Source organism: Salinicola avicenniae (assembly GCF_023736115.1).
GTDB lineage: Bacteria > Pseudomonadota > Gammaproteobacteria > Pseudomonadales > Halomonadaceae > Salinicola > Salinicola avicenniae.
Window position 1 is genome coordinate 84694 of the sequence record NZ_JAKQZC010000003.1, and the last position, 24395, is coordinate 109088.

The window sequence follows — 24395 nt, forward strand, 5'->3', positions numbered from 1 at the left end:
CCCGAGGAAAAAGGCAGGAGAAGACAGGCTCCAACCTTATCACTCGCATCCGGCATTGCGTAGCGCCCGGCGATCGCAGGGTGACCGATGGCGCTCAGCGCTCAGGCAGTAGCCGGGCGACGGCATGCTCGACACCGCGCAGTTCGGCCAGCCCCTTGAGACGCCCGATCAGCGGATAGCCCGGGCGGCTGTCACGGTGGAGATCGTCGAGCAGGTGGTGACCGTGATCGGGGCGCATTGGCAGGCGCGGATCGCCGTCGCCGCTCGTCATGCGACGGCGCTGCTCGCGGATCAGGGCGGCGATGACTCCCACCATATCGACATCGCCGTCGAGATGCTCCGCCTCGTGGAAGCTTGCCGGATCGGCCTCGCGCCGGGTCGCGCGCAGATGCACGAAATGGATATGCGGTGCGAATCTTTCTGCCATCGCCACCAGATCGTTGTCGGCACGCACGCCGTAGGAGCCAGTGCAGAAAGTCAGGCCGTTGCTCGGGTCGGGGGCGCTATCGATGACGAACTGGGCGTCATCGGCGGTGGAGACCACGCGCGGCAGTCCCAACAGTTCGCGCGGCGGGTCATCGGGGTGAATCGCCAGGCGCACCCCGGCCCGCGCGGCGGTGGGTACGACCGCTTGTAGAAAGTGGCGGAGATGGCCTCTGAGCGTCTCGGCGTCGATCCCGCTATAGGCGTCAAGCGCGTGGCGAAAATCCTCGAGCGTGTAGTGTTCTTCGGTACCGGGCAGACCGGCGATGATGGTCTCGACGAGGCGGGCTCGAGCGGTGTCGTCGAGCGTCGCCAAGTAGGCGTGCGCGGCCGCTCGCTCGCTGTCGTCGTAGTCGTTGTCGGCCCCCTCCCGCGCCAGTAGGAAGAGATCGAAGGCGGCAAATGCGGTCTGGTCGAAGCGCAGTGCGGTGCCGCCGCTCGGCAGGGGCCAGGCGAGGTCGGTGCGCGTCCAGTCGAGAATGGGCATGAAGTTGTAGCAGACCACGTCGATGCCGCACGCGCCGAGATTGGTTAGCGTCTGGCGGTAGCGGTCGAGATGGATCGCCGCCGCCGGCAGCCCCTGCTTGATCGATTCGTGTACCGGCACGCTCTCGACCACCGACCAGCGCAGGCCGGCGGCTTCGATCAGTCGCTTGCGTTCGACGATCGCCTCGACCGGCCAGACCTCGCCGTTGGGAATCTCGTGCAAGGCGGTAACGATGCCGGTCGCACCGGCCTGGCGGATCTCGTCGAGCGTGATGGGATCGGCCGGGCCGAACCAGCGCCAGGTAGCTTCCATGTTCAAGACTCCCGGGTTGCGGCATGAAAGTGCGCGTCGATGGTTCGCTCGATTCCCTCGCGCTCGATCTGTTGCAGGCTGCCGGTGACGGCCTGGCTGAAGCCGGGGTGATCGCGCAGGGCGGCGGGGAAGATTGCGTCGAGGGCGAGGAAGGCCGATACCAATGCGGCCGGATTGCCGGTGTGGCGGCGGTGAAGTGCCGCACAGGTGTCGGCCATGGGATCGCTGACTGTCAGCGGTTGCCCCGCAAGGTTGGTACCGGCCGTGAAACGGATCCAGGCGGCCACACCCAGGGCGGTCGCGCGCAGATCGTCCCCCGTTCGATGTTGCTCGACGGCCCCGGCGAGCCAGCGCTGGGGCAGCTTCTGTGAGCCGTCCATCGCGATCTGGATCAGCCGGTGGCCGAGGCTGTCATTGGCGAACCTCGCCAGCAGACTGGCGGTATAGGCGTCGGCGTCCGCCTGCGGTGGCAGCGTTAGCGTCGGAATGGCCTCGTCCTGCCAGTAGCGGGCGAGCAACCGACGGAATGCCGGGCGACTGACCGCCGCATCAACCGTTTCGATGCCGGCCAGCGCACCAGCGTAAGCGAGCAGCGAATGCGCGCCGTTGAGCAGGCGTAGTTTCATGGTCTCGAACGGTGTGACGTCGTCGACCATCTCGACACCATCGGCCGCCCAATCCGGCCGCCCGAGCGGGAAGTTATCCTCGATCACCCACTGCCGAAAGGCCTCGCAGATCACGGCGGCCGGATCGTCTATGCCTAGCCGGCGTAGTCGTTCGTGATCGTCCTCGGTCATCGCCGGCACGATGCGATCGACCATGCTGGAAGGAAATGCGACAGCTTCCGCGATCCAGTCGGCCAGGGCCTTGTCGTGTTGAGCGGCCAGCGAGACGATCGCTTGCCGGGTACGCTTGCCGTTTTCCGGCATGTTGTCGCAGCAGAGCACGGTGAACGGTGCGATACCGGCGACCCGCCGTCTTGCGAGCGCGGCCACCAGCAGTCCCGGCGCCGTGAACGGTGCGCTTGGTTCGGCGATGTCATGGGCAATCGGCTCGGCATCGGTGAGCAGCTCGCCGCTGGCGGGATTGAGGAAGTAGCCTTTCTCGGTGACCGTCAGCGTGACGATGCGGACATCCGGATGGCTCAGACGGGCGAGCAGGGCCTCGCGGTCGGCCCCGCCAGGGCCGGCGAAGAGCGCTTCGCGAATCGCGGTAATCTCCCGCAGGGTGGCGTGGGTGCTGTCCTGGTATTCGACCACGTGATAGCGCATGCCGTTGGTCTGCAACTGATCGACGAGCGTGCGATTGGCGCGGATATTGGCGCTGGTGATGCCCCAGTCGTCGGGCGAGAGCGCGACCTCTGTCTCGCTGCCGGTCATCGCAGGATCCGTGCTTTTTTCGCCGGATGCCATGACGCAGCGGTTCAGGTGTTGCTGCAGGTAGACCGCCTGGTGGGCGCGATGAAAGGCGCCCAGGCCCAGGTGCACGATACCGATCCGTGCCGGCGTGTGCCGACTCGGCTGGCGGTCGAGCGTGACGTCGACGGTGCTCATGTCATGACGCTCCCATCAGCAGATTGGGCAACCAGAGCGAGAGTGCCGGCACGAAGGCGACCAGCAGCAGTACGGCTAGGTTGCAGAGTAGAAACGGCATGATGGCCCTGGCGACCCGCAGCATGGGCAGCTTGCCGATGCTCGAGACCACGAACAGGCAGACCCCGACGGGCGGCGTGGTGAGGCCGATCATCAGATTGAGAACCGCCATGACGCCGAAATGGATCGGGTCCATGCCGACGCCGGTGGCGACGCCCAGCAGCGCCGGGAACAGGATGATCAGCGCGGCGATGGTTTCCATGAAGGCGCCGACGCAGAGCAGGATCAGGTTGAGAATCAGGATCACCACGATCGGATTGTCGCTGAAGCCGAGAATGGCATCGGCGATCATCTGCGGGATCTGCTGACTGGTCAGGATCCAGCCGAACAGATTGGCGAGTCCTACCAGCAGCATCAGCGCGGCGGAGGTGATCACGGTGTCCGAGAGAATGCCGCCCAGGTTGCGCCAGTTGATGCCCTTGTAGACGAAAGTGCCCACCAGCAGCGCATAGAGGCTGGCAACGATAGAAGCCTCGGTCGGTGTGAACAGGCCGCCGATGATGCCGTAGAGGATGATGAAGGTCATCAGCAGTGCCCAGAAGGCGCTGCGTCCCTCCTTCAGCAGGACACCCAGCGTCGCGCGCTTCTCCTTGGGGTAGCCGCGACGCACGGCAAGCACATAGACCGTGATCATCATCGCCACGCCAAGCAGTAGGCCCGGCAGGGCGCCGGCGAGGAACATGCGGCCGACCGAAATCCCGGAGAGCGAGCCGACGATGATCATCGGCACGCTGGGGGGAATGATCGGACCGATGGTGGAGGACGCGGCGGTCACGGCGGCCGCGAAGGGCTTGTCGTACCCGGCCTTGGACATGCCCGGAATCATCACCGAACCGATACTGGCGGCGTCGGCCACGGCGGTGCCGGAGATACCGCTAAAGATCATCGAGCCGCCGACGTTGGCCAGCCCCAGCCCGCCGCGAATGTGTCCCACCAGGGCGTTGGAGAAACGCACGATATGCTGGGTGATATTGCCGACGTTCATCAGATTGCCGGCCATGACGAAGCCGGGGATGCAGAGCAGCACGAAGGCGTCGATACCGGAAAACAGGCGCTGCGGCACGATCGTCAGCGAAATATCGCTGAGCAGTAGATAGACCAGCGACGAGACGCCGAGGCAGAAGGCGATCGGCAGGCCGATCAGCAGCAGCACCAGGAACGTCGAGAAGAGAACGGCGATTTCCATGCAGTCACCTCAGGGAGCGTGTGCTGCCGCACGCTCGCCTCGAACCAGGGCGATGATCCCCTCGAGCAGGCAGATCGCGGCGTAGAACAGCAGAGTGGCGAACAGCAGTACCGACGAGTAGTAGACGTAGATCATCGGTATGCGCAGCGTTGGCGACGTCTGGAAGGCGCCGATCTGTGCGAACTGCCAGGCGTGCGGCAGCACCATCGAGGTGAAGCCGAACGTGATGGCGGAGAGGACGATGAGGTAGAAGGCGCGACCGCGAAAGCCGAGCCGGCCATGAAACAGCTCGACGTTGACGTTGCGGTGGCGATGCAGCACCACGCCGGCGCCGAGAGCCACCATGTAAATGAAGAGATGGCGCGTCAGCTCCTCGGTCCAGGAGATCGTGATGGGCAGGAAAAGCCGCGAAGCCACCTGCAGCAGGACGGTCAACGACAGCCCGACCAGCGCAACGACCGCGAGTACCAGCAGCACGCGATCCAGCACCTCGGCCAGCCGACCGAGCGGACCGCCAAGACGCGGTACGCGCGTCAGTATCTCGAGGTTGTCCTGCCGTTCCGTCGGGGTTTCCGTGGGTCTATCCGACATGGCGCTCTCCTGACGTCAGCGTGAATCGAAGCGGGGGACTGCCCCCCCGCCAGGCGAGATGAGAGCGATCAGAGGTCCTGGATCGCCTGGTAAAGCTCGCGCTGCTCTGCGTCGAGCGACTCGAGTACGGCCGGTTCGGCCTGTTCGGCGAAGGCTGCCTGATCGACGTCGACGAAGGTCATGCCGCTCTCCTCGAGCGATTGGCGCAGGCGCTGCTGATCCTCGACGAAGAGTGTCTGCTCGTAGCGTTGCATCTCGTCGGCGGCATCGCGGACCACCTGCTGCAGATCGTCGGGCATCGACTCGAGCTTCTGCTTGCCGATGACCACGTAGATCCAGCTGCGTACGTGGTCGGTGACGTTCACGTAGTCCTGCACTTCGTTGAGACTGGCGCTCTCGATCAGGCTGAGCGGGTTCTCCTGCCCCTCGATGGTGTTCTGCTGCAGCGAGGTGAACACTTCGCTGAAGGCCATCGGCGTCGGACGGGCGCCGAGCGCTTCCCACGTGTCGACGAACAGCGGCACGTTGGGCACGCGCAGACGCAGCCCGTCGAGATCGGCGGGCGTCTCGATCGGCCGGTTCGATGTCAGCTCGCGTGGGCCGCGCTCGAACCAGGCGAGGGGGACCAGGCCGGTACGCTCGGTAATCTGCTGCTCGATCTGGCGACCGACATCGCTCTCCACGGTCCGGCGCAGGTGCGCCTCGTCCCGGAACAGGTAGGGAACCGCCATCATCGCCGCCTTCGGCGCCCAGTTCTGCAGGCTTTCGCCGGTGATGGTCATGTCGGCGGTGCCCAACTGAATGCTGTTGATCACGTCCATCTCGCTGCCGAGCTGTTCGTTGGGGAAGACCTGAACGGCGATGCGTCCATCGGAGTTGGCCTCCACCTCCTCCTTGAACTTGAGCGCCGCCTGATTCCAGATGTTCTGCTCATTGGCGAGATGACCGAACTTGAGCGTGTAGTCGGCGGCCAGTGCGGCTTGGCTGCCGAGCAGGGAGGCGCCGATGGCGGCGCCGGCCAGCAACTGCTTGAGGATCGTGGTGGAGAACATGGCGTGAAACTCCTGTCGATGAAGTCGCGTCGGTCGGCGTCCGGCGTGGCGACGTCGCTTTATTGTCGTGTGCCCGGCCTGGCGGACCGGAGCGCACGGTCGGGTGGGCTCAGGCCCCGACGCGCACCAATACCTTGCGCGCCTGTTTCGGATGGTTGTCGAGCAGATCGATGGCGTCTGGCATCTCGCCCAGCGCGACGCGGTGACTGATCAGCGCCTTGGGGTCGAGCCGGCCGGCGGCGATGTGCGCGATGACCTCCGGGAATTTGCGGTTGTTGAGTCGCGAGCCGACCAGCGTCAGCTCCTTCTTGATGACCTCCAGCTGGATCAGGTCGCTCGGCGTCGGACTGAAGCCGAGCAGACCGAGGCGTCCGGCCGGGCAAGCCATGCGCAGCATGCCGGGCAGCATCGCCGGCACACAGGCGGCATCGGCGATCAGTGGCACACCTTCGCCGCGGGTGGCGGCCATCACCGCCGACTCGAGATCCGCTTCACGGCCGTTGATGACATGGCTAGCGCCGAGTTCGCGCGCCGTTGCCAGGCGCGCATCGAGGATGTCGGTCACGATGATCTCTTCGATGCCGATGGCACGGGCCATCTGCAGCACGGTGAGGCCGATAACGCCGGCGCCGATCACCAGCAGGCGATCGCCGGGCTGCGGCTGCATACGCGCGAGAACGTTGGCGGCGATGGAGTAGGGCTCGACCAGGGCGGCGGCATCGAGATCGAGCGAATCCGGAACCTGGTACGCATTGGCAGCCGGCACATTGACCTGCTCGGCGAAACCGCCGCTGCGATGGACGCCGACCACCTGCATGGCACTGCAGACGTTGGGTCGGCCAATGCGGCAAGGGTAACAAGCACCACAGGCGACGACCGGATCGATGCAGACCCGTTCACCGACGCGACCGCCATCCACGCCGTCACCGACGGCGCGGATGACGCCGGCGAACTCATGACCGGTGATCCTCGGGAAGCGCACGAACGCGTTGTCGCCGTGAATGATGTGCATGTCCGACCCGCAGATGCCGGCAAAGGCGACGTCCACCAGCACTTCTCCGGGCGCCGCCGTTGGCGCCGGTTGCTCGGCGACGTGAAAGTCGTGGGGGGCTCTAACTTCAAAGGCTTGCATCGAGAGTTCTCCTGAAACAGTCGCAACCGCGGTCGCGTGCGCTGACTCGTACCTGGTTACCGTTCACTCGAGGTTCCATCACCAGTGCCACAGCGTGCCGTCCTCGAGCCGGTTGACCGGGAGGCTGGCGCGCCTGAACGGATACTTCGCCGCGGCTTCCTCGTCGATATCCACCCCGTGTCCCGGTGATTCGCCAACCAGGAAGTGGCCTTCCTCGAAGCGATAGTCGTGCGGGAAGACGCTGTCGGTCAGCGCGTCGTGCGGCATATGCTCCTGCACGCCGAAGTTCGGTACCCAGGTATCGAAGTGGATCGCGGCGCCGAGGCAGACCGGCGACAGGTCGGTCGGGCCATGGAATCCGGTGCGGATGTGGTAGAGCGAGGCGAGATCGGCGATGCGGCGCACGTGAGTGATGCCGCCACCGTGGGTCAGCGGCGTGCGGATATAGTCGATCCACTGGTTCTGGATCATCTCGCGGCAGTCGTGGATCGAGTTGAACACCTCGCCGATCGCGAGGGGGGTGGTGGTGTGTTCGCGAATCAGGCGCAGGCTCTCCTGGTTTTCGGCGGGAACGCAGTCCTCGAGCCAGAAGAGGTGGTAGGGCTCCACCGCCTTGCCGAGACGCGCGGCCTCGATCGGCGTCAGCCGGTGGTGAACGTCGTGCAGCAGGTGCAGATCGTGACCGAAACGCTCGCGTACCGCGGCGAAAAGTTGTGGCACGTGGTTGAGATATTTCTCGGTGCTCCAGACATGCTCGGCCGGCAGCTCGGCATCCGCCGGCTCGTAGCGTTCGCCCTCGTGCTTGGCGACGCCGTAGATCGTCTTGATGCCGGGTACGCCGGCCTGGACACGCACGGCCTTGTAGCCCATCTCGACATGACGTGCGACCTCCGCCAGGCAACTGTCGATGTCCTTGCCGGTGCAGTGGGCGTAGGTCATCACCCGTTCGCGGCTCTTGCCGCCGAGCAGCTGATAGAGCGGCATGCCCGCCGCCTTGGCCTTGATATCCCACAGAGCCATGTCGACGGCGCCGATCGCGCTCATGGTGACCGGGCCGCGCCGCCAGTAGGCCCCGCGATAGAGATACTGCCAGGTATCCTCGATGCGGCTGGCGTCGCGTCCGATCAGCGCCGGCACGACGTGATCCTCGAGGTAGCTCGCGACCGCCAGCTCGCGACCGTTGAGCGTGGCATCGCCGATGCCGTAGAGACCGGATTCGGTGATCAGCTTGAGGGTGACGAAATTGCGTCCCGGCGAGGTGACGATGACACGGGCGTCGAGGATCTTCATGGCGGTTTCCTGCCCTTCTGGTGCGGATGCGGTGCGAGTCAGCGGTGTTCGAAGAGATCGGGGAAGCGCTCGATCAGTCGCGGCAGTGAGGTCAGCAGTTCGCGCAGGTGCGTCTTGACTGCCTGCTCGGCGCCTTCCGGCGTGCGCGCGGCGATCGCTTCGACGATGGCCTGGTGCTGCTCGGTCAGCGTCTCCAGCGGTGTGCCGTCGGGGACGCTGATGTAGCGGACGCGATCGAAGTGCGCCTTGACCTCCTCGGTGAAGCGCCAGGCGGATTCGTGACCGGCCTCGCGCGACAGCGTCTGGTGAAAGGCTTCATCGAGTACATAGAAGCGGTCGTAGTCGCCGGCTCCGATAACGCGACGCTGGCGCTCGACCAGCTCGAAAAGGTCATCGAGCGCGCCTTGTCGGAGCCCGGTCTCGGCGGCGGACTTGGCTACCGCGACCTCGATCGCCTCGCGCACGAAGCGTGCGCTGTAGACCGCCTGCGGCGAGATCTTGACCACGAAGGTGCCGCGCTGCGGTCGGACCTCCACGAGCCCCGCTTCGGATAGCCGGATGAACGCTTCGCGCACCGGCTGGCGGCTGACCTGAAAGGTGTCCGCGATCTCCTTTTCGGAGAGTGCCTGCCCTGGCGCCAGCACCAGTCGGATGATGGCGTGGCGGAGGACATCGTAAAGACGTTGACGAACGTGGGGCGCGTCCGAGATGGGCCAGAGATCCTGCAGCGACGTGCTCAAAGCGAGGCTTCCTTTGCTTGTCTGACTAGTATGGTAGCTATCTGGCAGTCATTGACGATTCGACTTTGGGCGCAATCGGCGTGCCGGGTCCCATCGCCGCTCATCACAGTTTTCGTGCTAACGGCCGATCACCCTGACAGGTGCGTGGCGGTTCTCGTCGAGGGCGTCCGTGACAGGTGTTCGGAAGAGTACAGGAGCGGATATGGGTATTCGTGACTGGCCGGAAGGGGAGCGGCCGCGGGAAAAACTGCTGACGCTGGGGGCGGACGCACTGTCCGATGCCGAACTGCTGGCCATCTTTCTACGGGTCGGCGTCAAGGGGCGTTCAGCGGTGGATCTGGCGCGGGATCTCCTGAGCGCCTTTGGCGGCCTGCGGCCGCTGCTGGAGGCCGATCGGGCTCGTTTCTGTGCCGAACATGGGCTGGGCGCGGCGAAGTACGTTCAGCTGCAGGCGACGCTGGAGCTCTCGCGGCGCCATCTCGGCAGCCTGCTGGAGCGCGATGGCGCACTGACCTCGCCGGCGCTGGTGCGTACCTTTCTCAGTGCCCAGCTGCGTCATCTCGATCACGAGGCCTTCGCGGCGCTCTTTCTCGATACCCAGCATCGGGTCATTCGCTTCGACATCCTGGCCGAGGGCACGTTGGACAGCGCGTCGGTCTATCCGCGGGAGGTGGCGCGCCGGGCGCTGGCGCGCAACGCCGGTGCAGTGATCTTCGCCCATAATCACCCCTCCGGCGTGGCCGAACCGAGCGATGCCGATAGGCGCATTACCGAGCGTCTGCGAGACGCGCTCGCGTTGTTCGACATTCGCGTGCTGGATCACTTCGTGGTCGGCGATGGCGAGGTGATCTCGTTTGCCGAGCGTGGCTGGTTATAGCGGTCCACGATGGAAAATCGCCATGAGGTTCATCGATGCGCCAACCGCCCTTGCCGCTGCAGGGGAGATTCGATTGGGAACCCGGGCGCGAATCCGGTATCATGCCGCGCCAGCGGTTTCCGGGGTTGGTGAGACAGGCGCCGGGCCGGTATGGAAAGGTAAGCGATTGCTTGCGATAGAGGGGGGCGTCTGGTATAAAGTACGCCCTTTGAATCAGGGCACACGGTGAGAGCCCGTCATTTCGTGCGTTTTCCGAGATGGCCGGGAGCGTCCCGCAGGGGAATACCGAAGATCTGTGCTCGATAACCCGAACAACCCAACCCGCCAGTGGTCGGAGGCTTCCATGTCCCAAGTTTGTCAGGTTACCGGTAAGCGTCCGGTGACTGGTAACAACGTCTCGCACTCTCAGCGCAAGACGCGTCGTCGTTTCGTCCCGAACCTGCATACGCATCGTTTCTGGGTCGAGTCCGAAAAGCGTTTCGTCAAGCTGCGTATCTCTTCCAAGGGCATGCGCATCATCGACAAGAAAGGCATCGAAGCGGTGCTGAGCGATATCCGCAAGAACGGCGCTAGCGTTTAAGGAGTTTCAAGATGCGTGACAAGATCAAGTTGGTGTCCAGCGCCGGTACCGGCCACTTCTACACCACAGCCAAGAACAAGCGTAACACTCCGGACAAGCTCGAATTCAAGAAGTACGATCCGGTCGTTCGCAAGCACGTCATCTACAAGGAAGCCAAGATCAAGTGATCTAGCTTCTCTGTAGTACGGAAAACCCGGTCCTCGACCGGGTTTTCTCGTTTGTGGTGAACGCGTTTGTGGTGAATGCGTTGGTGACGAAAGAGCCGCGAGAACAGATGCCATGCCAGAGCTTCCCGAAGTCGAGACCACCCGCCGGGGCATCGCTCCTCACGTCGAGGGGCGCGAGATCGTCGAGGTGATCGTACGCCATCGTGGCTTGCGTGTGCCGGTGCCGGCGGACCTGGAGTCGTCGTTGATCGGTACGTCGCTCGGCGCCATCGGGCGGCGCTCCAAGTATCTGCTGCTGCCCTGCGGCGAGCGAACGCTGCTGTGGCATCTTGGCATGTCCGGCAGCCTGCGCATTGCCCGCGTGGGCGATCTGCCGAAGAAGCACGATCATATCGACATGGTCGTCGAGAGCGGCAATATCCTGCGCTATCACGATCCGCGCCGCTTCGGGTTCGTCGACTGGCTGGACGGCAGCGTCGAGCGCGATGTCCGCCTTACCCGGTTGGGCCCGGAACCGCTCTCGGATGCCTTCGACGGCGATCGTCTCTATCGTCTCTCGCGCGGACGCCGGGCGGCGGTCAAGCCGTTTCTGATGGACAATGCTGTCGTGGTCGGTGTCGGCAACATCTATGCCAGCGAAGCCCTGTTTCTGGCCGGGATCGACCCGCGTCGCGCAGCGGGGCGTATCTCGCGGGAGCGCTATGACCAGCTGGCGTCGGCCATTCGCGAGGTGCTGGCGGCGGCGATTACCCAGGGGGGGACCACGCTACGCGATTTCGTCAGCGGCACCGGCGAGCCGGGCTACTTCGCCCAGCGGCTCAATGTCTATGGCCGTGCCGGCGACGCGTGTCGGCGCTGCGGGCACGAGCTGCGCCTGGTGACGCTCGGCCAGCGGGCGAGCGTATTCTGCCCGCTGTGTCAGACCTGACCGGGATTCGGCACAACGCTATCCGTACGCGATGCCGACGGCGGTACCGGAACCTGGCGGCGACCGGGGTGGTCGAAACTTGTCATCGACGGGTTCGCGCGCGCGGCTGGCGCGGTAGAATGCGGCCCAATCCCGGCGGCGCGCGGGCGTAGCGCCAAGCGTGCACTGCCGCTGCCTGCTATCTCATGTTTTTCCTCGCTCATCGATGGAGCCCTGCCCATGGAGTCCCCCGTGACCCAGACACTGCGCCTCAAGAAGAATGCCGACCGTCGCCTCAAGGCAGGCCATCTGTGGCTCTATTCCAATGAGATCGATATCCAGGCTACTCCGCTCAAGGGGCTCGAGCCGGGCGCCCAGGTCGTGATCGAAGCGGCCAACGGCAAGCCGCTCGGTGTCGCCTACGTTAACCCGAACTCATTGATCTGCGCGCGCGTTGTTTCCCGCGACGCCGATGTACGCCTGGATCGCTCGCTGCTGGTTCACCGTTTCAACCAGGCGCTGGCGCTGCGCGATCGGCTCTTTGCCAAGCCGTTCTATCGCCTGGTGCATGGTGAGGGCGACCTGCTGCCGGGGCTGATCGTCGATCGCTTCGATGACGTGCTGGTCGTGCAGCTCAATACCTTGGGCATGGAAACGGTGCGTGACGAGGTGATCGCTGCGCTCGACAAGGTGTTGTCACCGCGCGCGATCGTGTTCAAGAACGATTCCAGCGGTCGTCGACTCGAACAGCTCGAGTCGGAAGTCGCCGTTGTGCATGGCGAGTTGCCGGAGGAAGTGCTGCTGGAAGAGAACGGCGTACGCTTCGTCGCGCCGGTGCTCGATGGCCAGAAGACCGGCTGGTTCTATGACCATCGGGCCAATCGCGCCTGGCTCAACGGTCTGGTTGCCGGCAAGCGCGTGCTCGATCTGTTCAGCTACGTCGGCGGTTGGGGGGTGCAGGCTGCCGCTCACGGTGCCAGCGAGGTGCTGTGTGTCGATGCCTCGCAGACAGCGCTCGATCGCGTGGCCGAGAATGCCGCTCTCAACGGGCTCCACGAGCAGGTGGCGGTCGGTCGGGGCGACGTGTTCGAAGCCATGACCGCACTGCGCGCCGAGGGTGAGAAGTTCGATGTGGTGGTGGTCGATCCGCCGGCTTTCATCAAGAAGCGCAAGGACCTGGCCAACGGGGAACGCGCCTACGCGCGCCTCAATCGCGAAGCGATGCGTCTGCTGGGGCGCGACGGCCTGCTGATGTCAGCCTCCTGCTCCATGCATCTCTACGAGGAGCGCCTGGTCGAGTGCGTGCGCGGTGCGGTACGCCACCAGGATCGCCATGGCCAGATCATCTACCGCGGTGGCCAGGCCGGTGACCACCCGGTCCATCCGTCGATCCCGGAGACGGCCTATCTTAAGGCGCTCGGCGTGCGCGTCTTTCGCAACTGAGATCGACCGCAACTGACGTCCGCCGAAACTGAGATCGGCGGTCACGAACGTCGGCCGCGACAGGGAGGGGAGCGTCGATATGGAGACGCGTCGTGTCTGCATCTTCCGTCATCCCAATGCCTTGCTGGTCGGGCATGTGCGTAACGTGCTGGAGAGCGCCGGTCTCCGTGCCGAGCTGCGCAACATGACGCTGGCGGGTGGGGCGGGCGAGCTGCCGCCGGATCAGTGCGAGGGCGAGGTGTGGGTCGCGGCGATAGTTCGCGAGCGGGCCGGCGCGCTGGTCCGCGAGGCTCTGGATGGGCCGGTGGATGCGCCGGCCGACTGGCGCTGCCCGGGCTGCGGCGAGTTACTCGCGGGCGTCTTCGACGCCTGCTGGCGATGCGGCCTCGAACGCGACCCTGGTTAGGCACTTGGCCGCCGCACATCGCTGGCGTCGGCGCTCGTATCGACATCTGAGGAGACGCACATGGACTGGGATTTTGCGGACCCTTTCGTTATCGAGCTGCAGGTCGACGCCACGAGCATCGATCACTATGGACACGTCAACAACGCCGAGTATCTGCGCTGGATCGAACGGGCCAGCTGGTCGCACAGTCGGGCGCTGGGCCTGACGCTCGATGACTATCGCGCGCTCAACCGTGGCATGGTCGTGCATCGCCACGAACTGGACTATCTCGCGCCCGCCTTCGAGGGTGACCGATTGGCGCTCGCCACCTGGATTGTTGCCTGCGATGGCCGCCTGACGCTCCATCGACGTTTCCAGCTGGTCCAGGTTGAGACATCGCGCACGCTGCTGCGCGCCCACACCCGGTTTGCCTGTATCGATCTGGCGAGCAGCCGGCCGAAGCGCATGCCGCCGCGTTTTGTCGACGTCTACGGTGGCGCCTGCGTGACCGCCGGCGCGTGATCATTGGCGCGTAAGCCCCCGAGCGCGTGACATCGGGGCTGTTCTCAGGGGCGCCTGTTATCGAGGCTGCCCCTGCCATCTTTTCTCCTTATCTGACCGTCTGCTTGTCTTGCCGTCTGCGTGTCGTCAGGACTCCGGCGCCAGCGACGCATTGGGGCGTTCGGCGTCGCACGGGGCCTTCGCTCTTGCGCGCTGCGGTGCGACGATTGCCAGAAAGCGCGCCAGTGTCGCCTCGCTGGCCGGCCGCGTGACCCGCGAGACCACCACGAACAGCGGGAGGTTGACGATCAGCCCCCAGGCGCCGGCGTGCACGCCAAGCGGGTTCGACCACACCACGGTGAACAGGGCGGTGACGACAAAGCCGCTGACCAGGCCGCAGAGCACACCGGCTCGGGTTGCCCGCGGCCATATGAACAGGCCGATGAACGCCGGCAGCATCTGCGCGGCAAAACCGAGCCCCACCAGCAGTATCATGATCAGGTTGCCCGGGTTCGTGGTCGCCACCGGCCCCACGATCAGCAGCATGATCGGGAAGATCATGTAGCGCGCCAGCTGGCCGGTGCGTCGTTCCGAGAGCTTCAGCAGCGGACGGATCACGTCGCGGGTCCAGGTCAGCGCGGTGCCGTGGATGTAGGGCTCGCTGGAAGACATCGCGGCGGCCAGGGTGCCGGCGCCGAGCAGCCCGACCAGCACCGAGGGCATCTGCTGGAAGGCGAGCTGCAGTGCCACGGTGTCGGCGCGGTCCAGATTCGGCAGCGAAAAGATGCCGATGAAGCCGACTACCACCATCGGCAGGATGACGAAGTAGTAGGTCGGCAGCCAGCTGGCGCTGCGACGGATGCTTTGGGCCGAATCCGCACTCATCCACTGTAGCCACACCGGCTGCTGAAACGACACCATCGAGACCAGGATCGATGAGGTCCAGAAGGCGAAGCTCATGTCGCCGAGCCCACCCGGCAGGGTCAGAAAATCGGGGCGCGTGTCGCGGACGCGTTCGAAGACGCCGCCGAACCACCAGTCGCCGGTCATCTGATGGGCTGCCCACAGCCCGATGACCCACGCGACCACCAGCATCAGCCCGCCCTGAAACGCGTTGGTGACGCCGATGGCACGCTGGCCGCTGAGGAAGAGATAGATCGAGATCGTGCCCAGGACCAGCCAGACGTTGAGCGTGAAGGGCAGGGCGCCACCGCTCATCACCTCGAGGATGTAGGCGGCGCCGATGGTTTGCAGGATCGCGTAGGCGAGTGCGCCGATCGACATCACCAGCGAGGTCAGCGCGCCGAGCAACGGGCTTTCGAAACGATCCGCGACCGCTTGGGCCTGTGTCACATGGCCGAGTTTGGCGCCGAAGGCCCAGACGCGCGGCCCGCAGTACCAGGCCAGCAGCGCCAGATAGCTCAGGTAGATGATCACGTAGAAGACCGGGACGCCCTTGCTCCAGGCCCAACCGGGAGCGCCCATGAAGGTATAGGCGCTGATGCTGCCCGCGCCCATCAGCAGATACATCACCAGCGGCCCCATGCTGCGCCCGGCCACGCCCCATTGCTCGAGACTGTCCATGCGATGGCTGCCGCGAGCACGTACGCCCAGCCATAGCGCAATGACCACATAGGCGAGCGTCATCGCCAGCGGTAGGGGATCACTCATGGGAGGTTGCCTCCGTCACCGAGCTAGCCTCGGGGTGGGCGTTGGCAATGGCGTCGGGCAATGGCAGCAGCCGATTGCCCAGTAGCATGACCGCCGTGCTGGCGATGACGATCAGGCAGGCCCAGGCACCCAGCATTGGCAGGCCCAGCACCAGCGCGGCCTGGTTGACCAGCAGCACGGTCGGCCATAGCCCGGCCAGGATCACCAGCACGAACAGGGCCAGCACCAGCCTGCCGGCAGCAGTGGCGGGAAGAATCGGTCGTTGGTTCATCAACTCGCTCCAGCGTCTTGTTGTTGTCAGGATACCTGTCTGCGGCGCCGACGTTCAGCGTTGCGGTGGCTGTGGCCACTGACGAATCGGCCCGCGCCAGGTTTCGAAGGCATGGGCCAGCTGCAACACGCGTTGGTCTTCGAAGCGTGGGCCGATCAGTTGGACGCCGAGTGGTAGCCCCTCGTGGCTGAAGCCCGCATTGATCGACACTGCCGGCTGTTCCCCCATGTTCCACGGTAGCGTGAAACCGAGATGTTCGAACGGCTGCGCCGGATCATTGGAAGGGTGGCCGTATTCTGCGGGAAAGGTATGGATCGGTGTCGTCGGAGAGAGAATGGCATCGACGCTATCGAACGCCGCCTCAGTCGTACGCCGCATGGCGAAGGTCTGCTCGAACCCGTGGACGGCATCCACGGCACGTAGCTCGGCACCGCGGGCTGCCCACTGCGTGATCATGGGGAAGATGCGGGCGCGTTCAGATTCGCTCAGCGTCGCCAGGATCTTCCACTGGCGCGCGCGCCAGAAATTGTCGAGGCCATCGAGCATCTCGCGGGTCATGACCGGTGCGATGGGAATCAGCGTGGCACCGGCACGCTCGAATAGGGCGGCTGCATCCTCGACGGCGGCAATCAGCTGCGGGTCGACCGGCAGACCGCAGCCGGCGTCGAGCATCACGCCGAGCTTGAGCCCCTGAAGATCGATCGACAGATCCTGCCAGTCAATGCGGCTCGGCGGCAGCCGGGTCGGGTCGCGCCGATCAGTGCGCGAAAGCGTCGTCATCATCAGCACGGCGTCCTCGACCGTGCGGGTCATCGGTCCGGCGCAGCGACCGGTGTAGTACGGGTCGATGGGAATGCGACCCAGCGTCGGCTTGAAGCCGACCAGCCCGCACCATGCCGCTGGCAGGCGCACCGAGCCGCCGATATCGGTCCCCACGTGTAGCGGGCCGAGGCCAGCGGCGGCGGCGGCCCCGGCGCCGGAGCTCGAGCCGCCCGGGTTGGTGTCGAGCTTCCACGGATTGCGCGTCAGGCCGTGAAACGTTGAGACACCGGAGGACATCATGCCGAAATCCGGACAGGTCGTCTTGGCGAAGATCAGCGCCCGGTCCTCTTTCAGGCGAGCGGCGGGCGGGGCGTCTGCCGTGGCCGGTGTCAGATCGGACACCACGGTCCCTTGCGGGATCGGCGTCCCCTCGGTGGCGATCAGTTCCTTGACCGTGACCGGAATGCCGTCGAGCGCGCCTTGAGGCGTGCCTGCCCGCCAGCGTTGGGTCGCTTGTGCGGCGCCTTCCCGCAGGGTCGCTTCGTCGAGGGCATAGAGCGCATTGATATGCGGCTCCCAGGCGTGGATGTGCGGGATCAGTGCCTCCGCGTAGTCGGTCGGCGTACAGCGGCCGTCGCGGAATCCCGCCAGCAGTTCGGTGGCGGTTGCCTCTATCAAATCCATGGGATGCCTCATGGTTCTTGTTGTTAAGGGGAGTATCGAGTTTGTTGTTGGAAAAGTGGGCGCGGTCGCCGCGTCTCGCCGCCTAGCATCTCGCCCGGGAGTGAATCGAACCAGTGCCAATTGGCGGGCAGGGTGCATCGGTTTAGTGTGCACGCTTTCCAGTGATGGGCGTTCCGGCGCGGCCGGCTTCAGTCCGAAGCGGTAAGGAGTTGCCGGCGCAGGTGGTCCAGGCAGGTCTGGCCGGCAAAGCCCAGCGGCCGATACTTGGCGTGACAGACATCCAGCCGCGCGCGCTGCAGATCCGGCTCGGCAAAGGGGATGGAGACCAGATGGCCCGCTTCGCACAGTCGCGTGGTCGCCATGGTGGGCAGCAGGGCGAGGGCGGCGCCTTCGCAGGCCAATGTCAGCTGCATGCTGAGCGATCCGGTCGTGAAGCGTGGTGCCAGCGTCAGGCGCCGTTGGCCGACGAGACGCTCTAGGGTCTGGCGCAGCCCGTAGCCGGCCGGCGGCAGGACCAGCGGCTGCTCGATCAGTTGCTCCAGCGTGATCTCGGGCGCCGCTGCCAGCGGAGCCTCGGGCGCCATGACCACGCTGTGCGGCAGCTGCAGGCTGGTCAGGCGATGGATGTCGTCGTGGCGCGGCATGAAGAAGCTGACGCCGATGTCGGCGCTGCCTTCGATCAGTGCCTGGGTCACGTCGCTGGCGCTGGCCGTTTCGAGGGTCATGCTGATGCCGGGGAAGCGCGCGCTGAATTGCGACAGCATCGGGCCCAGGATCCCCTCGAGGATGCCCTCACTGACGCACAGGGTGACATGGCCGGTCTTGAGACCCCGCAGGTCACCGATGGTCGACTTGACCCGTGCGAGTTGGCGCAGGGTCTGGCCTGCTTGGCCCGCGAGCAGCTCGCCGGCCGCGGTCAGACGAATGCCGCGGGCGCTGCGCTCGAGAAGCGGGGCGCCGAACTCGTGCTCCAGCTGCGCCAGGTGGCGAGTCAGTGCGGTCGGCGTGATATGAAGCTGATCGGCGGCTTGGCGGATCGACGTACTGCGCGAGAGCACGCTGAAATAGTGGAGCGCTTTGAGCTGCATGTGAGGTCGTCGACGTCGGGAGGTTGCGCCGTGCGATCGTGCGTCGGCGTATCCCGCATCTTAGTGGGTTGGGCCGCCGCCTGGCCAACGGGCGACTGTCGGGGGCGGTTGTTTATTGGTCTGCGTCAAGATAATCATCTTTTTTATCGCTTTTTGTAGGATTTTTAATCGATAAAAATCGCTTATATAGGGTTTTATCGTCTTTTTCTGGGCGCTATGCCGTCGTCGCGATAGCTATGCTGTAATCCGCTCGATCCCCATTGACCATCCGTGATCGAGGAGGCTGCCATGCGTATCAGCGTACCCCAGGAAATCAAGAACCACGAATATCGCGTCGCCCTGACGCCGGGCGGCGCACGGGAGCTCGTGGCGCGCGGGCATCAGGTGCTGGTGCAGAGCGGCGCCGGGGACGGCGCCGGCTACCCCGACACGGCCTACCGCGAGGCGGGTGCCGAGCTGATCGACGACGTCGAAGCGGTCTGGGCGCAAGCCGAGCTGATACTCAAAGTGAAGGAGCCGCAGGCGGAAGAGGTGGCGCGTCTGCATTCCGGGCAGACGCTCTTCACCTACCTGCACCTGGCCGCCGAGGAGCCCCTGACGCGAGGGCTGATCGAGAGCGGCGCCACCTGCATCGCCTATGAAACGATCACCGACGATCTCGGCGGTCTGCCGCTGCTGGCGCCGATGAGCCGCGTTGCCGGGCGCATGGCGGTACAGGCCGGGGCCCACAGCCTCGAGAAGGCCCAGGGCGGGGCCGGTATCCTGCTGCCGGGCGTGCCCGGGGTGGCGCCGGCCCGCGTGACCGTGATCGGCGGTGGCGTGGTCGGCGAGAACGCCGCGCGCATGGCGCTGGGGCTCGGCGCCGAGGTGACGATTCTCGACAAGTCGCTGGCGCGTCTCGAAGTGCTGGACCACCGCTATCAGGGGCAGATCCGTACGGTCTACTCGACCCGGGAAACGCTCGATGCCGCGGTGCGCGACTCCGACCTGATCATCGGCGCCGTCCTGGTGCCGGGGGCAGCGGCGCCCAAGCTGATTACCCGGGCGATGCTCGCAGAGATGAAGCCGGGCAGCGTGCTGGTGGATGTCGCGATCGACCAAGGTGGCTGTTTCGAGACTAGCCGGCCGACGACCCACGCCGAGCCGAGCTACGTGGTCGACGGTATCGTTCACTACTGTGTCGCCAACATGCCGGGCGCCGTGGCGCGCACCTCGACCCAGGCCCTGACCAACGCCACGCTGCCCTTCGTGCTCGCACTGGCGGACAAAGGCTGGAAGCAGGCCCTCGCCGATGATGTTCATTTCCGCGCCGGGCTCAATGTGCATGCCGGCCGGGTGACCTATGCCGCAGTGGGTGAAGCATTCGGCATCGATACGTTGACGCCGGCGCAGGCGCTCGAGGGCTGACGGCGCCGGTCACGGGTTGGTCTTGGGGGCGGGTTCGCCTTGAAGAAGGTGGCAGGGTAAACTGCCACCGCTTTCTTATCATCCAGCCATTTCCCCAACCGATTCGAAGAGTCCATGAGCCAGCGACGCGTTCTTACCGGCATCACCACCACGGGTACGCCGCATCTGGGCAACTACGTCGGCGCGATCAAGCCGGCGATTGCCGAAAGTCAGAACCCGGATGTGCAGTCCTACTACTTTCTCGCTGACCTGCACGCGCTGATCAAGGCGCAGGATCCACAGCGGGTACAGCAGTCGCGGCTCGAGATCGCGGCGACCTGGCTTGCCCTGGGGCTGGATACCGACAATGCCATCTTCTATCGCCAGTCGGACATTCACGAGATTCCGGAGCTGACCTGGCTGCTCTCCTGCGTCTGCGCCAAGGGGCTGATGAACCGTGCCCACGCCTACAAGGCGGCCGTGGCGGAGAACGAGGAGGGTGGCGTCCCCGATCCGGATCGCGGCATCACCATGGGCCTGTTCGGCTATCCGGTGCTGATGGCGGCGGACATCCTGATGTTCAACGCGCACAAGGTGCCGGTCGGGCGTGATCAGATCCAGCACATCGAGATGGCCCGCGACATGGCGGGGCGTTTCAATCACATCTACAAGGGTGACTACTTCACGCTGCCGGAAGCGATCGTCGACGAGAAGGTCGAGGTGCTGCGCGGGCTCGACGGACGCAAGATGTCCAAGAGCTACGACAACACCATTCCGCTCTTCGTCAGCGAGAAGAAACTCTTGAAGCTGGTGCGCAAGATCAAGACCAACTCGCTGGAGCCGGGCGAACCCAAGGATCCGGATACCTGCACGCTGTTCCAGATCTATTCGGCCTTTGCCACGGCGGAGGAGAGCGCGGCGATGCGCGGTCGCTACGAAGCGGGTATTGGCTGGGGCGAGGCCAAGAACGAGGTGTTCGAGTACTTGAACGCCCACCTGCGCGAGCCGCGTGAGCGCTATGAGGCGCTGATGAATGACCCCGGTCATATCGAGCAGGTGCTGGCCAAGGGGGCCGAGCGAGCTCGGGAGGAGGCCAATGCGCTGATGGAGAAGCTGCGTATTGCCGTCGGCCTGGGACGATTCCAGTAGGCGCTCAGGCAAGCGTCGGTCCGCAGTAGCCCCTCCTCCGGCGCGGCAGGCTGATAGCCAGGAAAAGCGTCAGCGATCGACATCGCTGGCGCTTTTTTCGATAGAGCCTCTCCGTTGAGCGCCGCAAGCTGCGGCGCGAATGACCAGACATCGATAGCCGGATCGTTTGTCGCCGGGTCGTTTATAGCCAGAGCCTCTATCGACAGATCGGATCGTCGTTTTCGAATGCCTGACTAAAAGACTAAAGTATCGACCATTCGATTTTGGTCTAATAGGGGAGTCCGTTTATGACGACGTTAACTCGCACCTCACCGCCGGGTATCGGCCGCCTGTCGCCCAAGGCGTGGGTCGCGGCGCTATTGCTTGGGCTCGGCTCGCTCGCCGTCGGTTTGACCTTCGGTGGGCATCAGGGCTGGCTGATGCTGGTCGGTGGTGCATTGGGCATCGTGCTCTATCATGCCTCCTTCGGGTTTACCTCGGCCTGGCGTGTGTTCATTACCGAGCGACGCGGCCGCGGCCTGCGCGCGCAGATGGTGATGCTGGCGCTTGCGGTCGTGCTCTTTCTGCCGGCGCTGGGGGCTGGCACGCTTTTCGGAGAGCCGGTCAGAGGCTTCGTCTCGCCGATTGGTGTCTCCGTGATCGTCGGTGCCTTTCTGTTCGGTCTCGGCATGCAGCTCGGTGGCGGCTGCGCCTCGGGCACGCTGTTCACGGTCGGCGGCGGCAACGCGCGTATGGTCATTACGCTGATCTTCTTCATCGTCGGCTCGGTGATCGGTACCGCTCACTTTGCCTGGTGGCAGAGCCTGCCGGCGTTTCAGCCAACGTCGATGATCGATCTTTTCGGTACCGGTGGCGGCATCGCCGCCAGTCTGTTGCTGTTCGCGGCGATCGCGATGCTGACCGTGGTCATGGAGAAGCGTCGCCACGGCCAGCTCGAGACGTCGACCGGCACCAGCGCAGGGCCGGGACGCTGGTTGACCGGCCCCTGGCCGATTCTTGCCGGTGCCATCGGTCTGGCACTGCTCAACTTCCTGACGCTCGCGCTGGCCGGACGCCCCTGGGGGATCACTTCAGCCTTCGCGTTATGGGGCGCCAAGGTCTTCCAGGCGGTCGGCGGCGACGTGACGGCCTGGGGTTACTGGCAGAACCCAGGCCGGGCGGCCTCGCTCGAGGGCAGTGTGTTCAGCGACGTTACCACGGTGATGAACATCGGGGTGATTCTGGGTGCCGGCCTGGCGGCGACTCTGGCAGGTCGTTTCGCACCCAGTTTGCGCATCCCGCTGCGCTCGGTGGTTGCCGCCGTCATCGGTGGACTGTTTCTGGGTTACGGTGCGCGCCTGGCGTTTGGTTGCAACATCGGCGCCTACTTCAGCGGTATTGCGTCCGGTAGCCTGCACGGCTGGCTGTGGCTGATCGCGGCTTTTGCCGGCAACATGTTCGGCGTCAAGCTGCGCCCGCTTTTCTTCCCGGGGCCGGCTAAAGCCGCCGCCGCCAGCTGCTGAGGCGTATTGGCAGCCATCAGGAAGCCCCGCCCAGGCGGGGCTTTTTCGTGGTGGTCATCGGCGTGTCTCATGCCTTCGGATGGCAGGCATCCGACTATTGGCGCGGGCGGGTTGAGCCTTTGGTATGCCACCGCATGACACAAGATGGCATACTGTTCGGCCCTCGATCAGCCATGGGCTGGTTGCGCGTTCGTTCGCTGCCGCTACCGACGAGCGAACGTCTCGACAGTGCGCCACGGGCCAGACCGGTGAACGCGGTTCTCGCCCACTCGACCGGCGCCTTCATCCGTTTCGTTGGTTCTACGAGAGTCGATTCATGACCGATCACGCCAAGCGCCCGCTCTACATCCCTTACGCCGGCCCGTCACTGCTGGAGATGCCGCTGCTCAACAAGGGCAGTGCCTTCACCACCGAGGAACGCGTCGAATTCAACCTGGTGGGACTGCTGCCGCAGAACGTCGAGAGCATCGAAGAGCAGCTCGAGCGTGCCTATCACCAGTACACGCTGTGCCAGAACAACCTCGACAAGCACATCTACCTGCGGGGCATTCAGGACGACAACGAGACACTCTTCTTCCGTCTGCTCGAAGAGCATCTCGAAGAGATGTTGCCAATTATCTACACGCCGACGGTCGGCGAGGCGTGCGAGGAATTCTCCAATATCTATCGCAACCACCGGGGGCTGTTCATCTCCTACCCGGATCGTCATCGCATGGACGACATCCTGCGCAGCGCGACCAAGGACAAGGTCCGGGTGATCGTGGTTACCGACGGCGAGCGCATCCTGGGGCTGGGTGACCAGGGCATCGGCGGCATGGGCATTCCGATCGGCAAGCTTTCGCTCTATACCGCCTGCGGTGGCATCAGTCCGGCCTATACGCTGCCGATCACGCTGGACGTGGGGACCAACAACCAGAAGCTGCTCGATGATCCGAGGTATATGGGCTGGCGCCACGAGCGGGTTTCGCCGGACGAGTACGCCGAGTTCATCACCCTGTTCATGGAGGCGATGCAGCGCCGCTGGCCCAACGTGCTGCTGCAGTTCGAAGATTTTGCGCTGACCAATGCGATGCCGTTGCTCGAACGCTACCGCGACGAGCTGTGCTGCTTCAACGACGATATTCAGGGAACGGCGTCGGTGGTGGTGGCGACGCTACTGGCGTCGTGCAAGGCGAAGAACGCCAAGCTCAGCCAGCAGACAATCACCTTCGCCGGCGCCGGTTCGGCCGGCTGCGGGATCGCCGAGCAGATCGTGGTGGCAATGACGCGCGAAGGGCTCTCCGAGGCGGAGGCGCGTCGGCGTATCTTCATGGTCGACAAGGATGGCTTGCTGACCCGCGATATGGACGGGCTGCATGACTTCCAGCGGCGTCTGGCGCATGACGCCGGCGAGATCGCTTTCGACGGCGAGACACGCGGTTTGCTCGATGTGGTCAGAAACGTCAAACCGACGATCCTGATCGGCGTCTCCGGCCAACGTGGACTGTTTACCGAAGAAGTGATCCGGACCCTGAACGCCGGCTGCGACAACCCTCTGGTGATGCCGCTCTCGAACCCGACCTCCAAGGTCGAGGCCACGCCGGAAGATGTGTTGACCTGGACGGACGGCCAGGCGATGGTCGCGACCGGTAGCCCGTTCCCGCCGGTCGAGATCCATGGGCGCCAGATCCCGATCGCACAGTGCAACAACTCCTATATCTTTCCGGGGATCGGTCTCGGCGTGATTGCGGCCAATGCCAATCGCGTCACCGACAATATGCTGATGGCGGCGTCCAATGCGCTCGCCGACAGCGCCCCGATCGTGCAGACCGGAGAAGGGGCGTTGCTGCCGGCGCTGAGTGACATCCGCGAGATCAGCCAGCAGATCGCCTTCGCGGTGGGCAAGCAGGCCCAGGCCGATGGTGTCGCGCTCGCCTCCAGCGACGAGATGCTGTGGGATGCGATCCATGCGCACTTCTGGTATCCGCGCTATCGGCAGTATCGTCGCCGCTCGATCTGATGGCGTGAGCGACGATGGCGCCGGCTACGGGGCGCTAAACAAGCAGCTGCGAGCTACGAGCTATGAGCTGAAAGATACGACAAGCCCCGCCTAGTGCG

General features: G+C 64.8%; 23 protein-coding genes. 11 read left to right on the top strand and 12 right to left on the bottom strand.

The window, feature by feature from the left end; genetic code table 11:
- Window positions 1–94: 94 nt before the first annotated feature.
- The 8 genes from uxuA to MC381_RS06915 form a co-directional block, all read right to left on the bottom strand.
- Window positions 95–1282, bottom strand: coding sequence for a mannonate dehydratase (uxuA, locus tag MC381_RS06880; protein ID WP_251977001.1), 1188 nt, complete (start codon window positions 1280–1282; stop codon window positions 95–97).
- 2 nt (window positions 1283–1284) lie between these two features.
- Window positions 1285–2835 carry a mannitol dehydrogenase family protein gene (locus tag MC381_RS06885; RefSeq protein ID WP_251977002.1) on the bottom strand — a complete coding sequence of 517 codons (1551 nt, stop codon included), beginning with the start codon at window positions 2833–2835 and terminating at the stop codon, window positions 1285–1287.
- 1 nt (window position 2836) lies between these two features.
- Entirely contained in the window at window positions 2837–4120 is a 1284-nt protein-coding gene (locus MC381_RS06890) for a TRAP transporter large permease (protein WP_251977003.1), read from the bottom strand.
- 9 nt (window positions 4121–4129) lie between these two features.
- Entirely contained in the window at window positions 4130–4711 is a 582-nt protein-coding gene (locus MC381_RS06895; protein ID WP_251977004.1) for a TRAP transporter small permease, read from the bottom strand.
- A 68-nt stretch (window positions 4712–4779) separates the two neighbouring features.
- On the bottom strand, window positions 4780–5748 hold the full coding sequence (locus MC381_RS06900) for a TRAP transporter substrate-binding protein (RefSeq protein WP_251977468.1): 969 nt from the start codon (window positions 5746–5748) through the stop codon (window positions 4780–4782).
- Window positions 5749–5872: 124 nt separating this feature from the next.
- A complete protein-coding gene (locus MC381_RS06905; RefSeq protein WP_251977005.1) occupies window positions 5873–6895 on the bottom strand; it encodes a Zn-dependent oxidoreductase in 1023 nt (340 codons plus the stop codon).
- Window positions 6896–6973: 78 nt separating this feature from the next.
- Window positions 6974–8185 carry a D-mannonate dehydratase ManD gene (gene manD / locus MC381_RS06910; protein ID WP_251977006.1) on the bottom strand — a complete coding sequence of 404 codons (1212 nt, stop codon included), beginning with the start codon at window positions 8183–8185 and terminating at the stop codon, window positions 6974–6976.
- A gap of 38 nt (window positions 8186–8223) precedes the next feature.
- Entirely contained in the window at window positions 8224–8925 is a 702-nt protein-coding gene (locus tag MC381_RS06915) for a GntR family transcriptional regulator (protein ID WP_251977007.1), read from the bottom strand.
- Window positions 8926–9127: 202 nt separating this feature from the next.
- Between MC381_RS06915 and radC the strand changes: the two genes are divergently transcribed.
- The 7 genes from radC to MC381_RS06950 all read left to right on the top strand — a co-directional run bounded on the left by radC (window position 9128) and on the right by MC381_RS06950 (window position 13806).
- Window positions 9128–9802, top strand: a complete 675-nt coding sequence (gene radC, locus MC381_RS06920) for a RadC family protein (protein WP_251977008.1) — start codon at window positions 9128–9130, stop codon at window positions 9800–9802.
- A gap of 343 nt (window positions 9803–10145) precedes the next feature.
- Window positions 10146–10382, top strand: a complete 237-nt coding sequence (rpmB, locus tag MC381_RS06925; RefSeq protein ID WP_189444370.1) for a 50S ribosomal protein L28 — start codon at window positions 10146–10148, stop codon at window positions 10380–10382.
- Between the two features lie 11 nt (window positions 10383–10393).
- Window positions 10394–10549 (top strand): 50S ribosomal protein L33, encoded by a 156-nt coding sequence (rpmG, locus tag MC381_RS06930; protein ID WP_035472447.1) that lies wholly within the window; start codon window positions 10394–10396, stop codon window positions 10547–10549.
- Between the two features lie 112 nt (window positions 10550–10661).
- Window positions 10662–11477, top strand: coding sequence for a bifunctional DNA-formamidopyrimidine glycosylase/DNA-(apurinic or apyrimidinic site) lyase (mutM, locus tag MC381_RS06935; RefSeq protein WP_251977009.1), 816 nt, complete (start codon window positions 10662–10664; stop codon window positions 11475–11477).
- A 231-nt stretch (window positions 11478–11708) separates the two neighbouring features.
- A complete protein-coding gene (locus MC381_RS06940; RefSeq protein WP_251977469.1) occupies window positions 11709–12899 on the top strand; it encodes a class I SAM-dependent rRNA methyltransferase in 1191 nt (396 codons plus the stop codon).
- Window positions 12900–12978: 79 nt separating this feature from the next.
- The gene (locus MC381_RS06945; protein ID WP_251977010.1) at window positions 12979–13305 is read left to right on the top strand and encodes a putative signal transducing protein; all 327 of its coding nucleotides are present in this window, start codon (window positions 12979–12981) and stop codon (window positions 13303–13305) included.
- Window positions 13306–13365: 60 nt separating this feature from the next.
- Window positions 13366–13806 (top strand): acyl-CoA thioesterase, encoded by a 441-nt coding sequence (locus MC381_RS06950; protein WP_251977011.1) that lies wholly within the window; start codon window positions 13366–13368, stop codon window positions 13804–13806.
- A 126-nt stretch (window positions 13807–13932) separates the two neighbouring features.
- Here MC381_RS06950 and MC381_RS06955 read toward each other — a convergent pair whose 3' ends face one another.
- The 4 genes from MC381_RS06955 to MC381_RS06970 all read right to left on the bottom strand — a co-directional run bounded on the left by MC381_RS06955 (window position 13933) and on the right by MC381_RS06970 (window position 18261).
- Window positions 13933–15456, bottom strand: coding sequence for a sodium:solute symporter family protein (locus MC381_RS06955; protein WP_251977012.1), 1524 nt, complete (start codon window positions 15454–15456; stop codon window positions 13933–13935).
- Complete coding sequence (locus MC381_RS06960; protein WP_251977013.1) at window positions 15449–15727, bottom strand: hypothetical protein; 279 nt, start codon at window positions 15725–15727, stop codon at window positions 15449–15451. Before MC381_RS06960 ends, MC381_RS06955 begins: the two co-directional genes overlap by 8 nt.
- A 54-nt stretch (window positions 15728–15781) precedes the next feature.
- Window positions 15782–17173 carry an amidase gene (locus MC381_RS06965; protein ID WP_251977014.1) on the bottom strand — a complete coding sequence of 464 codons (1392 nt, stop codon included), beginning with the start codon at window positions 17171–17173 and terminating at the stop codon, window positions 15782–15784.
- Window positions 17174–17361: 188 nt separating this feature from the next.
- Complete coding sequence (locus MC381_RS06970) at window positions 17362–18261, bottom strand: LysR family transcriptional regulator (protein WP_251977015.1); 900 nt, start codon at window positions 18259–18261, stop codon at window positions 17362–17364.
- Window positions 18262–18549: 288 nt separating this feature from the next.
- Here MC381_RS06970 and ald point away from each other — a divergent pair, with 288 nt between their 5' ends.
- The 4 genes from ald to MC381_RS06990 all read left to right on the top strand — a co-directional run bounded on the left by ald (window position 18550) and on the right by MC381_RS06990 (window position 24297).
- The gene (gene ald, locus MC381_RS06975; protein WP_251977016.1) at window positions 18550–19668 is read left to right on the top strand and encodes an alanine dehydrogenase; all 1119 of its coding nucleotides are present in this window, start codon (window positions 18550–18552) and stop codon (window positions 19666–19668) included.
- A gap of 114 nt (window positions 19669–19782) precedes the next feature.
- Entirely contained in the window at window positions 19783–20796 is a 1014-nt protein-coding gene (locus MC381_RS06980; protein ID WP_251977017.1) for a tryptophan--tRNA ligase, read from the top strand.
- 287 nt (window positions 20797–21083) lie between these two features.
- Window positions 21084–22298, top strand: a complete 1215-nt coding sequence (locus MC381_RS06985; protein WP_251977018.1) for a YeeE/YedE family protein — start codon at window positions 21084–21086, stop codon at window positions 22296–22298.
- A gap of 316 nt (window positions 22299–22614) precedes the next feature.
- Complete coding sequence (locus tag MC381_RS06990) at window positions 22615–24297, top strand: NAD-dependent malic enzyme (RefSeq protein WP_251977019.1); 1683 nt, start codon at window positions 22615–22617, stop codon at window positions 24295–24297.
- The last annotated feature ends 98 nt before the right edge of the window (window positions 24298–24395 follow it).

What these genes read in the sequence shown, in the direction of transcription:
- uxuA (WP_251977001.1), bottom strand. Translation starts at nt 1,282, where the DNA reads ATGGAAGCTACCTGGCGCTGGTTCGGCCCGGCCGATCCCATCACGCTC.
- MC381_RS06885 (WP_251977002.1), bottom strand. Translation starts at nt 2,835, where the DNA reads ATGAGCACCGTCGACGTCACGCTCGACCGCCAGCCGAGTCGGCACACG.
- MC381_RS06890 (WP_251977003.1), bottom strand. Translation starts at nt 4,120, where the DNA reads ATGGAAATCGCCGTTCTCTTCTCGACGTTCCTGGTGCTGCTGCTGATC.
- MC381_RS06895 (WP_251977004.1), bottom strand. Translation starts at nt 4,711, where the DNA reads ATGTCGGATAGACCCACGGAAACCCCGACGGAACGGCAGGACAACCTC.
- MC381_RS06905 (WP_251977005.1), bottom strand. Translation starts at nt 6,895, where the DNA reads ATGCAAGCCTTTGAAGTTAGAGCCCCCCACGACTTTCACGTCGCCGAG.
- manD (WP_251977006.1), bottom strand. Translation starts at nt 8,185, where the DNA reads ATGAAGATCCTCGACGCCCGTGTCATCGTCACCTCGCCGGGACGCAAT.
- radC (WP_251977008.1), top strand. Translation starts at nt 9,128, where the DNA reads ATGGGTATTCGTGACTGGCCGGAAGGGGAGCGGCCGCGGGAAAAACTG.
- rpmB (WP_189444370.1), top strand. Translation starts at nt 10,146, where the DNA reads ATGTCCCAAGTTTGTCAGGTTACCGGTAAGCGTCCGGTGACTGGTAAC.
- rpmG (WP_035472447.1), top strand. Translation starts at nt 10,394, where the DNA reads ATGCGTGACAAGATCAAGTTGGTGTCCAGCGCCGGTACCGGCCACTTC.
- mutM (WP_251977009.1), top strand. Translation starts at nt 10,662, where the DNA reads ATGCCAGAGCTTCCCGAAGTCGAGACCACCCGCCGGGGCATCGCTCCT.
- MC381_RS06945 (WP_251977010.1), top strand. Translation starts at nt 12,979, where the DNA reads ATGGAGACGCGTCGTGTCTGCATCTTCCGTCATCCCAATGCCTTGCTG.
- MC381_RS06950 (WP_251977011.1), top strand. Translation starts at nt 13,366, where the DNA reads ATGGACTGGGATTTTGCGGACCCTTTCGTTATCGAGCTGCAGGTCGAC.
- MC381_RS06955 (WP_251977012.1), bottom strand. Translation starts at nt 15,456, where the DNA reads ATGAGTGATCCCCTACCGCTGGCGATGACGCTCGCCTATGTGGTCATT.
- MC381_RS06960 (WP_251977013.1), bottom strand. Translation starts at nt 15,727, where the DNA reads ATGAACCAACGACCGATTCTTCCCGCCACTGCTGCCGGCAGGCTGGTG.
- MC381_RS06965 (WP_251977014.1), bottom strand. Translation starts at nt 17,173, where the DNA reads ATGGATTTGATAGAGGCAACCGCCACCGAACTGCTGGCGGGATTCCGC.
- MC381_RS06970 (WP_251977015.1), bottom strand. Translation starts at nt 18,261, where the DNA reads ATGCAGCTCAAAGCGCTCCACTATTTCAGCGTGCTCTCGCGCAGTACG.
- ald (WP_251977016.1), top strand. Translation starts at nt 18,550, where the DNA reads ATGCGTATCAGCGTACCCCAGGAAATCAAGAACCACGAATATCGCGTC.
- MC381_RS06980 (WP_251977017.1), top strand. Translation starts at nt 19,783, where the DNA reads ATGAGCCAGCGACGCGTTCTTACCGGCATCACCACCACGGGTACGCCG.
- MC381_RS06985 (WP_251977018.1), top strand. Translation starts at nt 21,084, where the DNA reads ATGACGACGTTAACTCGCACCTCACCGCCGGGTATCGGCCGCCTGTCG.
- MC381_RS06990 (WP_251977019.1), top strand. Translation starts at nt 22,615, where the DNA reads ATGACCGATCACGCCAAGCGCCCGCTCTACATCCCTTACGCCGGCCCG.